Source organism: Butyrivibrio sp. AD3002 (assembly GCF_000420905.1).
Taxonomy (GTDB): domain Bacteria; phylum Bacillota; class Clostridia; order Lachnospirales; family Lachnospiraceae; genus Butyrivibrio.
In genome coordinates this window covers 1-12,804 of the sequence record NZ_ATVV01000015.1, presented here as the reverse complement: position 1 = coordinate 12,804, position 12,804 = coordinate 1, and the positions used below count along the sequence as shown (strand labels likewise).

16 protein-coding genes are annotated in these 12,804 nt (G+C 36.0%); 4 read left to right on the top strand and 12 right to left on the bottom strand.

All coding sequences use genetic code 11. The features are described from left to right. Together G596_RS0111345 and G596_RS0111340 are read left to right on the top strand one after the other, a co-directional pair. A complete protein-coding gene (locus G596_RS0111345; RefSeq protein WP_022761969.1) occupies nt 1-711 on the top strand; it encodes a YbjQ family protein in 711 nt (236 codons plus the stop codon). 337 nt (nt 712-1,048) lie between these two features. Then, nucleotides 1,049-1,321: a hypothetical protein gene (locus tag G596_RS0111340; RefSeq protein ID WP_022761968.1), complete on the top strand. Its 273-nt coding sequence runs from the start codon at nt 1,049-1,051 to the stop codon at nt 1,319-1,321. Nucleotides 1,322-1,488: 167 nt separating this feature from the next. On the opposite strand, the gene G596_RS0111335 is transcribed toward G596_RS0111340, so the two are convergent. Genes G596_RS0111335 through G596_RS0111305 form a run of 7 tightly spaced genes read right to left on the bottom strand, consistent with a single transcriptional unit; the run spans nt 1,489 to nt 9,440 of the window. After that, the gene (locus tag G596_RS0111335) at nt 1,489-2,715 is read right to left on the bottom strand and encodes a zinc ribbon domain-containing protein (RefSeq protein WP_022761967.1); all 1,227 of its coding nucleotides are present in this window, start codon (nt 2,713-2,715) and stop codon (nt 1,489-1,491) included. A 32-nt stretch (nt 2,716-2,747) separates the two neighbouring features. After that, nucleotides 2,748-3,959 (bottom strand): zinc ribbon domain-containing protein, encoded by a 1,212-nt coding sequence (locus tag G596_RS0111330; protein ID WP_022761966.1) that lies wholly within the window; start codon nt 3,957-3,959, stop codon nt 2,748-2,750. A 53-nt stretch (nt 3,960-4,012) separates the two neighbouring features. Next, the gene (locus G596_RS0111325) at nt 4,013-4,321 is read right to left on the bottom strand and encodes a ribosomal protein L7/L12 (RefSeq protein ID WP_022761965.1); all 309 of its coding nucleotides are present in this window, start codon (nt 4,319-4,321) and stop codon (nt 4,013-4,015) included. Between the two features lie 28 nt (nt 4,322-4,349). Continuing rightward, a complete protein-coding gene (locus G596_RS0111320) occupies nt 4,350-5,042 on the bottom strand; it encodes a hypothetical protein (RefSeq protein ID WP_155829254.1) in 693 nt (230 codons plus the stop codon). 19 nt (nt 5,043-5,061) lie between these two features. Further along, nucleotides 5,062-5,640 (bottom strand): zinc ribbon domain-containing protein, encoded by a 579-nt coding sequence (locus G596_RS0111315; RefSeq protein WP_022761963.1) that lies wholly within the window; start codon nt 5,638-5,640, stop codon nt 5,062-5,064. Between the two features lie 10 nt (nt 5,641-5,650). Next, nucleotides 5,651-6,655: a zinc ribbon domain-containing protein gene (locus tag G596_RS0111310; RefSeq protein WP_022761962.1), complete on the bottom strand. Its 1,005-nt coding sequence runs from the start codon at nt 6,653-6,655 to the stop codon at nt 5,651-5,653. A gap of 46 nt (nt 6,656-6,701) precedes the next feature. Then, nucleotides 6,702-9,440, bottom strand: coding sequence for a zinc-ribbon domain-containing protein (locus tag G596_RS0111305; RefSeq protein WP_022761961.1), 2,739 nt, complete (start codon nt 9,438-9,440; stop codon nt 6,702-6,704). A 259-nt stretch (nt 9,441-9,699) separates the two neighbouring features. Between G596_RS0111305 and G596_RS21875 the strand changes: the two genes are divergently transcribed. Beyond that, complete coding sequence (locus tag G596_RS21875; RefSeq protein ID WP_022761960.1) at nt 9,700-10,128, top strand: GNAT family N-acetyltransferase; 429 nt, start codon at nt 9,700-9,702, stop codon at nt 10,126-10,128. Between the two features lie 122 nt (nt 10,129-10,250). Here the strand turns inward: G596_RS21875 and G596_RS0111295 are convergent, their stop codons facing one another. The 3 genes from G596_RS0111295 to G596_RS24835 are packed head-to-tail and all read right to left on the bottom strand — an operon-like array spanning nt 10,251 to nt 11,201. Beyond that, complete coding sequence (locus G596_RS0111295) at nt 10,251-10,511, bottom strand: hypothetical protein (protein WP_022761959.1); 261 nt, start codon at nt 10,509-10,511, stop codon at nt 10,251-10,253. A gap of 1 nt (nt 10,512) precedes the next feature. After that, entirely contained in the window at nt 10,513-11,058 is a 546-nt protein-coding gene (locus tag G596_RS0111290) for an SF0329 family protein (protein WP_022761958.1), read from the bottom strand. Next, nucleotides 11,058-11,201, bottom strand: a complete 144-nt coding sequence (locus G596_RS24835; protein WP_022761957.1) for a hypothetical protein — start codon at nt 11,199-11,201, stop codon at nt 11,058-11,060. The genes G596_RS0111290 and G596_RS24835 overlap by 1 nt, the downstream gene beginning before the upstream one ends. A gap of 97 nt (nt 11,202-11,298) precedes the next feature. Here G596_RS24835 and G596_RS0111280 point away from each other — a divergent pair, with 97 nt between their 5' ends. Beyond that, a complete protein-coding gene (locus G596_RS0111280; protein WP_022761956.1) occupies nt 11,299-11,493 on the top strand; it encodes a (2Fe-2S)-binding protein in 195 nt (64 codons plus the stop codon). On the opposite strand, the gene G596_RS0111275 is transcribed toward G596_RS0111280, so the two are convergent. Together G596_RS0111275 and G596_RS24830 are read right to left on the bottom strand one after the other, a co-directional pair. Beyond that, complete coding sequence (locus G596_RS0111275; protein ID WP_022761955.1) at nt 11,484-12,044, bottom strand: NUDIX hydrolase; 561 nt, start codon at nt 12,042-12,044, stop codon at nt 11,484-11,486. The genes G596_RS0111280 and G596_RS0111275 overlap by 10 nt on opposite strands. 123 nt (nt 12,045-12,167) lie before the next feature. Continuing rightward, entirely contained in the window at nt 12,168-12,329 is a 162-nt protein-coding gene (locus G596_RS24830; protein WP_022761954.1) for a hypothetical protein, read from the bottom strand. Between the last annotated feature and the right edge of the window lie 475 nt (nt 12,330-12,804).

Genomic DNA, 12,804 nt, shown 5'->3' with positions numbered 1-12,804 from the left:
ATGGGAGTTATAGAATGCTGCGGATGTCATGGAACACAAACCTCTTTTGAGTATTCTACACGTATAAATATTGGTGCGCAGCAATATGATCTGTGCAAGGAATGTGGACTTTTGTTTGAAAACATCCGTGATAATCATTATAAAAGTGATGTTTCTGGCGCTATTTTCAAATTAAAAGAGCGCATTAATCTGGATACAATTGAAGATCCTCAATTACGAGCTTTCTTTGATATATATTTCAATTCAAATGGAAAAAGCAAAGAAGAAGTTGATGCTGAGATCTCCGGAATTAACGATATTCAGGAAAAAGTGGACGCTCATAACATGGCGGTCATAAAGCAGCAGGAACATGAGCTTTCTCAGGCAAAGTCTAATATGATTATGACTAGCGGCCATTCCATTGAAGGTTATCGCATTGTTGAGTATAAGGGATTTCAAAGCGTTGATGTAGTCTATAAGAATTCTCTAAAAGACAGCCTGGCAAAGGGGTTAGAGGATCTCGGAAGAATGCTCAGTTTTAAAGCCCAGGTAATGACCGGAGTAATGGATTTGTTGGAAAACGGTAAAGAATACGGATTCGATTTGTTTAGAGAAAAGGTTATAAAATGCGGTGGGAATGCAGTAATTGGCATGGACATGGAAAGCACTGTGGGGTCCGATTATGTAAAAGTTCAGATAAATGGAACCGCAGTGGTTATAGAAAGACTATAAGCAGAGGCAGCCTTGGGCAAGGGCTGCCTCGTTTTTTTACAGTTCATACATAAATGGATGCTCATCCAAAGATATGCCTATTGTTTCAGGTTTATGCCTCAGTATGAGACTGATAAACTTGCTAACTTCTGTATTTTTCATTCTCAATCTTCACTTCCTTCTCTTATCATAATCATTTGTTAAAAGTATTATTATACAATATGATATGCCATTTTTATGCGACAGTGATTTTGCTAAAATCGAGTTTACGAGATCTCGATGGGGAATAAAAGTGTTGTTGAGGAGCCAAATAAAATCTTATCTTCTGATGGATAATTTTCGTAGGAGGCAACAATAAATGCATAGTATCACAGGCATAGAGAATTGCGATTGTAAAAGATGTTTTCAGGAGGTATCTCGCAAGATGCATACGCTTATGTGTCTTAATAACAATTTACAGCTCTTATCAGATGGATTGGCCCTAAGTGAAAATAATCAGGCCAGTAATGCTCTTATGTTCACTGCAGAAATAATGGAGAGAGAGCTTAGGGAGCTCAGTGAATACCTTGAATACATCGAATCAGATTATTCTGATAATATCTGCAAGCCTGCCAATGTCGTAAAAGAATAAAAAATATAGTGTTTGACAAGGCTGCCACCATTTTGTCAGGTGACAGCTTTTTCTTCCATGCATCATTAAGAATAATCAGTTCTCTTGTACTAAAACTCTTTTTATAAAAAACTTTCTATCAGAATTCATCTTGAAACCTCTCTTTATGTGCTAATAGGAACTTTTCATTATTTATCAGGCATTAACACTTCTAAGTATTCATTGGATATATCGGATCTAGAAAAGTATACGATGCCAGAATTGCCATCAAAATTATCATATGACCATTTTAGGCTTGATAGGTCATACGCAAAATATCCAGATTGTCCAGTTAGAGTTTTGTTTTTATCATATTCCTGTTTTTCATAATCGTAATAATATAAAACACCATCTTTATATGCGTATAAATCGCCTTGGAAATCTTCTTCCCACTTAGCTCTAACTACTAGCATTATTCCTTGGGTTCCTTGTGTAGCATGAACTACAAAATCACATACATTATCATCAACTTCCCTTATATAGCATTCACAGTTTTCCCATGTACCATTTACAGCAGTCCAACTTCCAGAGATTTTCGGATTACCATATTCATTATATTCAATTGGAGGTGCGGCATTATTCTGTATTGAGAGAACTGCGATAGTATAGTAGCCTTTGTAATCATCTGTTAAAATAAGATAATCTATTTTGTGGGTAGAAGATTCCGTATATGCACCGATAAATAAAGGCGCATTGTCTTGATAAAAATGAAAAGTCGTGTCATATTTAAGGTTGCCTTCTATGTCAGCTCCTCCATAATACAAATCATAAGAGTATGTCCCAACACCAGATCTTTCTATTGATATTGTTCCACATATATCGTCATATTCATAGGTCCCAGGTTTTACATCAAGAGTCATCATTATTGGATTATCGCTATCGGCTCCATCAATGACTACCGTACCAACATATTTTCCGTTGTAATCTTCTGATAATGATGAACTTGCGTCAATAGTGATTTTAGAATGAGTATCATCAGAATGAGTACCCACAGATGGAGTATCATCAGACGGAGCAGCAGTATCCTTAAGAGAGGCTGCTTCATTAGTGCTTTCTCCTGAACGTGCTGGTTCTGGTGCTTCTTCATCAGTATACTCTGCTGTTATTTCGTGGGCAGTAGCTGGATAATCACCTTCCTCCTTTAATGGGGAAGATATTTTTTTTGATTTAATTATAATTATGGCAATAACAGCAAGCACAACAATAGCACATAGTATTAAAGCGACTTTTGGGAAACCGTTTCGGTTTTGTTGAGAGGTATTGTTTCTTCCGATTTCTATTATTGGACCAGTGACATTTCCGTCTATTTTGCAACCACACTTAGGACAGAATACTGAGTTATCCGGTATATTTTCTTTACAGTTAGGGCAAATCATAAAGCTACCTCCCGGTTATAATGTGTTCTTATTTATTCTCCAGTGATTTGTAACAGGTAGGAATAGTCATTACTTGATTTTTTGAAATGACCCTCAGAATAGTAATCTATTGAGCTGTCTAAATCAGGTTCAAACCATTCCAATTCGGTTCCATCCTCAGAAATACAAAAATAACCTCCCAACGTATTGTCCAATAATGTATATTCATCGCCTTCATAATAATAGCTGTACAATTCACCAGTATAGTAATGTAGCCCATAGGTTGTTACAAAATCTGTTTTTGCTATAAGTATTGTTGAAGAATCTCCTGAACCATTATCAAAAATGAAGCTTGTTACTCCATTCTTATCTTTATAAACATATAATTCGCAGGATTCTAACATATCACCATCCCAACTGCCTAAAAAATAACTATCAGCTTTATATATAGCCACTTCCTCGTTTGAAGAATCAACCGTGGATTCCTCTGGCATTGTTGTTTCAGGCTCTGTCATTTCAGAACTTGGTCCAGTAATAGCTCGTTCATCTATAGTATCAGTATTTTCACCAACTGTTTCCTCTTCAATAGATGGCTCATCCAAATAATCTGTCGTGGTATTATCGTAAGTTTCACAGGATAAAACATCAAAATAATAAGCGGTATGTTCATTTTGTGTATTTTCAGAGATTTTTGCCTTTTTCTTGTATACAGCCTTAAAAAATAACAAATCATCTCTATTACATGCTTCCAATATATTGTCATCAGCGGAATAATTCACGTAAATATTGGTTACATATTCATCGCCAATCTCTTTAACAAAACACAAATAAGGATAATCTTTGAATTCAGTTTTGGACCAAAAGCTGGCATCGATAAAATACACTTTTCCAATATCACTATCAGATAGATTATGAATACTTGCATCAACACCTAAATATATAGGATTATTCATAGTCTCCTGGTCAATTTCGACTTTTTTACCGCTATTATTCATATTGGTTATTCCCAATACAACAAGGAGTCCTATCACGATGACACAAACGGCGGCAATAATACTTACTAATTTCCGTGAGTTACCATTTTGTTGTGATTCCCTTCCTGGAAGATTGATTGGCATAGCATTCGGAGAAGAGTTACTCGAAGTAGAAACACTTTGTGAAACACCCCCAATATTATTATCAGCAATGAGATTTATCTTGTTTCCACATAATGGACAGAATACTGAATTATCTGGGATTTCCTTTCCGCAATTATTACAAAACATAGTATCCTCCTTATATTAGTAATAACTATGTTGATTTATTCTTAACATATAGACTACTGTCCCTTTGCGAGTCTTATTATTTCAGCCGCTACATCAGATGTTACTTTTGGTGAAACATTATCTGATAAATATTTGGCATAGAAACTATTATCATCGTCTAATAATGCTCCTGACTCATGCAACATATCCGTTGCCTGAATGATGGTGATGCCAGGTAAAAGCTCAAAAGTGATGATTCCATCAGTGTCTTTATTATCAACAAGATCTTTAGCACCGCTTAAATCAAGTCCAGAAAGCTCTCGCACTACCCTTATTACATGTGATTTATTTGGACCAATTTCTTTTATACGTATTGAAGCCATAGATGTTCCTCCATATTTATCCGAATAATCATTCCTGATCCATTGGAGGCATCAGGTTTAAAAGGTGCTCATATGAGCTATCAGCGTTTTCGAAAGCTATATTTCCTTCATTTTCATCGAAATTGTCGTAATGCCATAGTAAGGATCCATTACAAAAATAGAAATAACCGGATTGTTCCGTCTTTGTTTTGCTTGTGTCTATATCTTGCTTTTCATAATCGTAGTAGTATAGAGTCCCTTGCCTGTAAGGATATTTGTCGCCTTCGTCAAGTGATTCCTTTACGCAACGTGCAACTAACATAATTCCAAGGTTTTCAGTGGTGACTTGTATTACAAAATCAGTGGTATCATTATTATTTGCTCTTACCAATAGAGAACAGGAATCTGCTTTAGCATAAGTAGCTTTCCAACTTCCGGAAATATCTTTTTTATTGATAAATGTTTCTTCTGCAGATTCATCATAGAACGGATTGGGGGTACCGCATTTTACACAAAAAGCAAAGTTCCTTTTCATTCGAGATCCGCATTGGTTACAAAATAGATTTTCATTAATCGATGTTGCTTCTGAAGAAGATTGAACGCGACTATTGCTTTCTATTATCTGAGTAGTAGCGCTATCTTGGACAAGAATTAAAAATTCTCGAGGACAACCGCAGATAGGGCAAGCAGGTTCGTCAATAGAAATGATTTTTTTACATACTGGGCACCTTAATGATGACATTTCGCTTCCTCCAAGATAGTCATAGATGAATTACATCTTTGCCGCAATACGGACAAAATTTTGATTCTTTTACTATTTTTTTTCCGCATTTTGAACAGAAAATATAGTCAGAATCAGTTGATGTTGAAGTAACTGAGTTATTATTTGGTAGTTGTCTATAAGCCACATCATCCACTGAAGGTACATTTGTATTACTACCAGAAGAGCTTTGTGTGTTTTGGTGGATTTCTTTATGAGAAATTGATTGCGCGCCATCTATTATTTTGGACTTTACTTCTTCAGGGTTAAAATCTATGCCTTTTACTTTGCAATAAATAAAATAAATAACACCTATAAAAGCAGATATGCCAATTATTATTAGTGCAGTCTTTATCAGAAATGCAAGAAGACCACCGACAAATACAAAAACACCACCTAACCATTGCCCTACAAGCTCAACTATAAATCCAGCTATCATAATGCATACAATCATTTCTCCGATAATTGAGGCAATCATACCAAGGCATGAAGTGCCAAAATACCATCGAGTGACCATGGAATTAAATATAAGCCATATCGTTATTCCTAGTATCAGTGTAATAATGCTTGCAATACTCATATCTGGCTCCTTATTGATAATCATGAATAGTAAAGAAATCCTTTATACTATAAATATTTGATGTACTTTTATTACTATCTAGATAAGTCAGTTTGTTAATTGTGATACGGTAATCGCTTTCTTCGGTATTGCAGTAAAAATCTATTTGAACATCATCTTTGTCCTCAGAAATATGTCCTTTAAGAGATACATAATATTTGTCGGGCAAATTTTCGTCATCACTAATGCTCCACTCATAATTTGAAAAGATCATATCTGCAAATTCTATAATGGATGTTGATGAGTTAAAAAATGTGGAATTTTTTACTACATCAATAGGATCCATGCCCGTGGCCTCTTTTTCGATGTATACCAAATCTTCTTCTCGTAAAACACCGTAACTCTCTACTGCCCGAAACAGATGATATATGTGTTTTTCACTAGGCGAAATTATGTTATAAACATCCATTCCTATATACTGTACCTTGAGGAGCACATGCTCATTATTCTTTAAAGAATGCAATGCTTTTTCAGGAGTTTCATCCTTAACACAAGTAAATACAGTATAAAAAACAGCAGGGTCCTTAACGCACATGGATGTATAGCCATTTCTACAATTAGTTAATTGAGATAAGTAAAAAGTATCTATAAGATAATAATTGCCAAAATCCTCTTTTCCCAAATCCAAAATACTTATGTCATCAGGAATACTTTGGGGGAAATTTAAGGTATCTATATTATCGACTATATTATGCTCTCCCAATATTATAGGATTGTCTTTATTCCATATAATGAAACCAATAAAGCCAATTAGAATGGCAAGGGCAGTTATTGCACCAATAATAATGATTTTTTTCTTTATACTGCCTTTGGCGCCATCACTATTTTGAATGTTAGTAGGGGTTATTGGGGCAGTATTAACTTCCTGCGGAGTTTTCTCAATAGAATCAGCATCTATCTTAAGTATTTTTTCACCACAGCAGGGGCAAAAAACAGAATTATCTGGAATGTCCTTTCCACAATTTGTACAATACATAAGATATCTCCTATTACAAAAACTGTTTTCTCAAAATAAAACTAAGTTAACGTATTATAAGCTTTGAGGAATTTGCAGCTCCGCATTGGTTGCAATAAGGCAGATCTCTGCGTATTTCTGCACCACATTGGTTACAATAGATCTTGTTTTCTACATCAAGAGTTGATGATCTGTGTCCATTGATGCTTACAGGAGAGCTCTCATCCTTAAAAATTGGAGTTGCATCTATTGTGCTTGATACATGTTCTTCCGAAACTGGAATACTGTTTGATATAGTTGCACCGCATTGATTGCAAAATACAGAATCAGCTGCTATTTTAGCGCCACATTGGTTACAATACATTACCTGGTTGGTTGTATTTGATTGTGATGTATAATCATTAACCGGTAGCTGCGGAATACTTGTGGTGGAAGGTTTTTTAGCCGAACTATCTATCCAGTTATATGCCTCGGTCAAAGTTTCAATTATTTCAGCGTCCATTCCGAGTATCTTAATTTTATCTGTTTTCCCTGTAAGCTGTTTGAACCACCAGCTCTTACCTACTGCAGTTATTTCAGTTACATCCTTAAGTGGGATTGCTTTATCTCCAAAACCTATTCCCAACATGGAATTAAAATTATAAAAATAGTTGTCTGTAACGATGTACCCTTTAAAGCCCTTACCCTCAGAAACATCATAAATAACTAATGGATATGGATCCACTTCTGTCTTTCTAATAAGATCTAGCTGCCGAATATCTTTAGCTTTTGAAAGAAAATTGTTTGATCCCCAAATATACAAGCAACTACTGCTTGATTTTGCCATTTTTTGTATTATAATCTTTGCTCGCTTAAAATCTTCGGAGGATTCTCTTTCCTTTAGCCTATTCTTACGCTCAACTAAGCCTCCATTTCCGTATATTAAATCCTTTAGATGTGTGCTTGTGAAAGAACATTTTTCAAGTTCAGAAATAACTCGCTCCATCTCAGTTGAAAAATAGTCTGCATATGAATTGTATTCCACATAAATGGAGTCAAATGTTTGCCATTCTTCTGATAAAACTTTTGCTTCTGATATGGACTTACAACGATAATTCCGTACAGTACATATCTGATCCAATTCTTTATTTATAATCTTTTGAAAAGCTGCGAACTTTTCATTTGAGTAGTATATTTCGGTAAAGATTATCTGTGTTGTGTTTGCTGATACTTCTAATACGCGATATTTTCCGCAGATATCAAATAAGTTGCTAACATACCTTTCAACCTGGTCTAATGGCATTTTTATCAGATCCGGATTATTAACTGAGAAACCATAGTTTTCCATCTCTGCCCGGATTAAGCTGAAAATGACTTCCTGTCCATACCGAGCATCTGAAAGGCTGTAATCATCGTTAATAAGTTCTAGTGCTGTTCCATAATCAACTATTTCATTTATTCGGTCTGCTCCGCTTTGGAAAAACTTGTTTTCAATAGCCTCAAGAGAGTTGCTTAATGATTCATTTAACCAAATATTAAGGGCACTTTGATTAACTCTGCGTACGAAATGTATCAGATCTTCAAAATTGATGTCGTAAAGCTCGTAGTTTTGAAGCGCATATTTTATTACATCTGCATTAAGCGGTGAGTCAGATAGTATTTCCAACAAAATTTTTTCTTTTTCTTTAATGTCATTTATGTATTCCAGGTTCTTAAGTTTTGCATTGCTTTCTCTATCATGTTCACCTAATACCCCCGCTGTATTCCAGCCAGTTTTCTTTCCCAATATGTCAATAAAGGTATATTTAGCTATTGAAAGGCAAGTATAAAAGGCCATTATGAGGTCAGCTTTGTTATCATTGTTTACTATTTCTGAGTATTTTGATTTAATATCATTCTGGTCTCCAGAATCTGTAATGCTATCGCCAACACTTCTCCATGCGTTAGTTGCAGCATTTAATGCGCTTGCTGTTATAGCTCCTTTTATAGCACCTGGTAAACCAAATCCACCACCTTCCCATGAGGATCTAGAAGCTCTTTCAACATTTCGTTGATATGATAATTGGTCTGCATAATCATCGACACGACCTATTTGCTGCATAATGCGCTTATATGCATCCTGGTTATGTAAAATTATTCCTGAACCGCATTCCCTGGCAAAATTATCAAAATCATATCCATAAATCTTAAATGACACTAGTTTATTAACTAAATAGGTACAGTATTCTCCAATTTTCCGCGCAGCAAATCTATCTGCGCCATCTGTGATATCGTTTAAACTAACAGCCTCTTTTGTGAGATATAAAGAAAACTCTACAGCATTATCGCCCAATACATCTTGTATATCTGCGAGAATAGGTGAATAGAACAAATCTGCTTTCGCGACTTTAACGTACTTGTTTTCAGCTAACTTAAAGGCAACATGAGTCTTACCAGTAGAATGATGATCACTTTCCCTATCCGGATCCTGTATGACAATAAAAGAATATTTATCAGGATTAGGATATTGCTCATCTGGGAATCCAAACATAATCTCAGTACTTACCTGTGTTTTGATGTTTGTATCTACCGATAGAGTTTTAGCTGGCTCTGAAGAGGGTACAAATATGTTCTGTTCTACATGTGGAGATTCGGATACTTGAGAAATTATGTCATTATTTGGCTCTTCAGTTGAAGTATTCTTTATAGACATTTCACGCAAACTATCATTTTCTGTCTCTATATTATCCAAAGGCTCAAAAAATTCAGCAGGACAGCCGCAAAAAGGGCATTGTGGGGCTCTGGATGAAACTCTCTTAAAACAATCAGGACATTTTACAAGTGGCATATTCTTCTCCGTTCATATGAGTTGAAGAAAATCGTAAAAATATTATGTTCAACCTCACATATAATAGATGTATATAGTCAAAAAAAGTACATAGCAGCGCATAATACGGCTATTTTTATTATTACAAAAATTAGTTAAAATTATCTTAAGCACAGATAAAAATAATCTAATTTACGTAATTGTTTTTAGCAAGCACGTTTCAGCAGCATAATAGCAGAGTAATTGCATAATAAAACTTACCTACAGATGGAGAAGAGATATGGGGATCATAATCAAGCCTATGGAAACGGATGATGAAAAAAGAGGAAAAGCACATGTTCATTGGCAATCTTGGCATGAAGCTTACCAGGGGATTGTCAGCCATGATTATTTAGAAAAACTGACGCCTGAAAAATGTGAAGAATGGGCATTTCAATGGCCAGAAAATACATATGTTGCATTAGACAACGACACAGTTATAGGATTTGTCTGCTACTTCGGGAAAGGCGATGATGATCCAGATGTAGGCGAGATAAACGCTATATATATTTTGTCGGAATACTATGGAACAGGAGTTGCTCAAAAGCTAATGGATGTTGGTTTAGAAAAACTAAAAAATTATTCGCATAAAGAACTTTGGGTTCTAAAAGATAACCCCAGAGCCATACGTTTTTACGAGAAATATGGATTCAAAAAAAGATGGAAGTGAAAAAGATCTCAAAAGTCTTGGTGCAACAGAAATCAAAATGATCTTATAAATAAAAGAATCACCGTGGCCATTGTGACACAGGTGATTCTTTGGTAAATTAAATAGTCACCCCGGAGGATCCTTTAAACAGGATTCTCTTTTTTTAGCTTCTGACTCCGACGATACAACACAAAACTGATGCAGATTGCCGCAACTGCAATAATCAGACATGTATACAGAACTGGTCTGAGAAGTGTGGCATATTCCGTTTCCTCAAAAATTCCATCCATATGCAATTTTATTGAAAAATAGATCCAGTAGGCAGTAGAAGCAAAAGCCACAATCCATAAACCCACACGAATTACAAATAATCTTTTTATCTCCGCATTTATTTTTTCTGACATATCAATACACTATCCCTTCAGCATCAAGTCTCAATCTGTAAAACTCCTGCAACCATTCAGGCTGTTCCTGCACTGTCTTAGAAATATCCCTTAGAGTTCTTTTTCCAACTCTCCTATCAAAAATCGCCAGCATTCTTATAACCGGATCCTCATCGGCAATGCTATCCTTTATATCCTGATTAAGATACTTTTTTATGGAATAAGGAACTAAACAAGAATCAACGATACCATCTTCTGCTGCTCTGATCCTACCCTCTTCTTCTGCAGCTAGATTTACTTCCTGATTGATTATTTCCCCATCATCAGTCCACTCTCGTCCAGGAATGTTCTGCTCTCTTTTAACTTCAGCTCCATACCTGAATATTGCCATTTCATTATATGGATTTGCCTGAAAAACTTCCTTCCCATCTATCCTTACAGCAAATCTTCCGTAATCATCCGGTGCTCCATGATAATTTGTCCTGAAATACTGAACTCTGTTTTTTAAGGTCTCACATAAAAGATCCTGCTCAAGTTTTTTCCTTATACTGCTCCAAGACTGTGGCATCACTCGTCTCCTTCTTCTCTTTCAAATATATAGTCCATTGCATCCAGCTCCTCTTCCGTTCCGAAGATCGTGAGCTGTTTTGCGTTCTTAGTCATTTCATCGTAGGCCTCTCGCTCAGCCTCTGTTAATTCTCTTATTTGCAACAATAACCCCTACCTTTTTTGATAATACACGTAATATCCCTTCAAACAACTGCCGATATCTATACTGTCACAATCAATCTTCGGAAGGATATCTGATATGAAAAGAGATAAAATCGCATGCTCCTGCAAAAACGTTAATTATGGCAAAATCCTCGATGCTGTCAAAAACGGTGCAGATACATATGAAAAAGTCCAGGAAGTAACCGGATGTGGTACCGGCTGCGGAAAATGCCGTGACTTCATCACTACAATGATCCGCGATATCATTATGTTTCCCGAAGATTACGCATGATCATATCCCAGATATTTCATAACAGTCTCAAGCCCTTCCATCGGAACACAGAACGTTCCGTCACGATGTTTGCAGCCTTCAAGCACTTCATCTATATCGAACCACTTAACTCTTTCAACTTCCTCGGTCTGAAGAACAAGCTTCGTCTCATCCACTGGCTTTTCATAGACATATACGAAAGCAACCTCGTTGTCTCTAAACATCTTGCCATGGAATTCCATCTCATATTTAATATGGAACTTACCTGCAAAGGTAAAATCTCCCTCATGAGCTTTTATTCCCAGCTCCTCGAACAATTCTCTCTGAGCTGATTCCAGCGGATCATCACCTGCCTGGATGTGTCCGGCTGAAGAAGTATCATACATTGAAGGAAACGATTCCTTATTAGCGCTTCTCTTCTGCAGCAGCACCTGGTATGAATCACCAGCCTTACGGACTATCCATGTATGGGCAGTTCTATGAGAAATCCCCTTATCATGTGCTTCTGATCTTGTGATCGTCTTGCCTACAGGAAATCCATTATCATCTGTTACATCAAAAATCTCTTCCACGAAAATATCCCCCTCGCTTCATAATGTATCAATATTATAACGTAAAAATCCCCAGAGCATTGACCAAAATCGATCTACTACTCCAGGGATTATTTCCTTTATACATTTATTAATTTTGAAGAATCACAGTGTGAGAGTAGCTCCGAATGCAACTGTCATTTTCTCTTTATTGTAGAATGCTGAAAGCTTCTCAAGGCAATCATCATACATTTTGCGGAATGCTTCGTTTCTCTGCTCTCTCTTAACTTCTGCTTTTCTTGTATCCTGAACATCGTTAAATCTCATAGTATTTTACCCCTTTCTTGGTTGTGGTATATGTTAGTGTAGCCGTTTGGCTGTTGCTTTTCTCTTTCTGAGCTTATGATATTATTTCCCAGGTTTTTTAAACACAATATTCATCGCTTTTTCTATCTATTCGTTTTGTTGTCCTCTCTGTAATTATAAACCGGTTCAAAAATCAAGGACTTTTTGTAGACAGATTTATGGAATTGGTGGAATCAAATTAGACAATTGATATACCAATTATGACAGATATGGAATTCCATAAGACAGTTATAAACTTTCAGTAGACAGCTTGTATTTTTGACAAACCGAAACAGGTATTTAACATATAGCCATGACAAATAAGCCAGAGGATTATCCGGCAATCAAAAAGCTGTACCGTCAGAGGGTGAGGTGAACTCGCATTAGCGATAAGCCAGGCCCTTACTGCCACGATACAGCCTTTTTCATTATACAGCTGTAGGGTGTTTTAAAGTAT

What these genes read in the sequence shown, in the direction of transcription:
- G596_RS0111290 (WP_022761958.1), bottom strand. Translation starts at nt 11,058, where the DNA reads ATGCCACAGTCTTGGAGCAGTATAAGGAAAAAACTTGAGCAGGATCTT.
- G596_RS0111310 (WP_022761962.1), bottom strand. Translation starts at nt 6,655, where the DNA reads ATGTATTGTACAAATTGTGGAAAGGACATTCCAGATAATTCTGTTTTT.
- G596_RS0111280 (WP_022761956.1), top strand. Translation starts at nt 11,299, where the DNA reads ATGAAAAGAGATAAAATCGCATGCTCCTGCAAAAACGTTAATTATGGC.
- G596_RS0111335 (WP_022761967.1), bottom strand. Translation starts at nt 2,715, where the DNA reads ATGATTTGCCCTAACTGTAAAGAAAATATACCGGATAACTCAGTATTC.
- G596_RS0111315 (WP_022761963.1), bottom strand. Translation starts at nt 5,640, where the DNA reads ATGAGTATTGCAAGCATTATTACACTGATACTAGGAATAACGATATGG.
- G596_RS0111320 (WP_155829254.1), bottom strand. Translation starts at nt 5,042, where the DNA reads ATGTCATCATTAAGGTGCCCAGTATGTAAAAAAATCATTTCTATTGAC.
- G596_RS0111340 (WP_022761968.1), top strand. Translation starts at nt 1,049, where the DNA reads ATGCATAGTATCACAGGCATAGAGAATTGCGATTGTAAAAGATGTTTT.
- G596_RS0111295 (WP_022761959.1), bottom strand. Translation starts at nt 10,511, where the DNA reads ATGTCAGAAAAAATAAATGCGGAGATAAAAAGATTATTTGTAATTCGT.
- G596_RS0111305 (WP_022761961.1), bottom strand. Translation starts at nt 9,440, where the DNA reads ATGCCACTTGTAAAATGTCCTGATTGTTTTAAGAGAGTTTCATCCAGA.
- G596_RS0111325 (WP_022761965.1), bottom strand. Translation starts at nt 4,321, where the DNA reads ATGGCTTCAATACGTATAAAAGAAATTGGTCCAAATAAATCACATGTA.
- G596_RS0111345 (WP_022761969.1), top strand. Translation starts at nt 1, where the DNA reads ATGGGAGTTATAGAATGCTGCGGATGTCATGGAACACAAACCTCTTTT.
- G596_RS24830 (WP_022761954.1), bottom strand. Translation starts at nt 12,329, where the DNA reads ATGAGATTTAACGATGTTCAGGATACAAGAAAAGCAGAAGTTAAGAGA.
- G596_RS0111330 (WP_022761966.1), bottom strand. Translation starts at nt 3,959, where the DNA reads ATGTTTTGTAATAATTGCGGAAAGGAAATCCCAGATAATTCAGTATTC.
- G596_RS21875 (WP_022761960.1), top strand. Translation starts at nt 9,700, where the DNA reads ATGGGGATCATAATCAAGCCTATGGAAACGGATGATGAAAAAAGAGGA.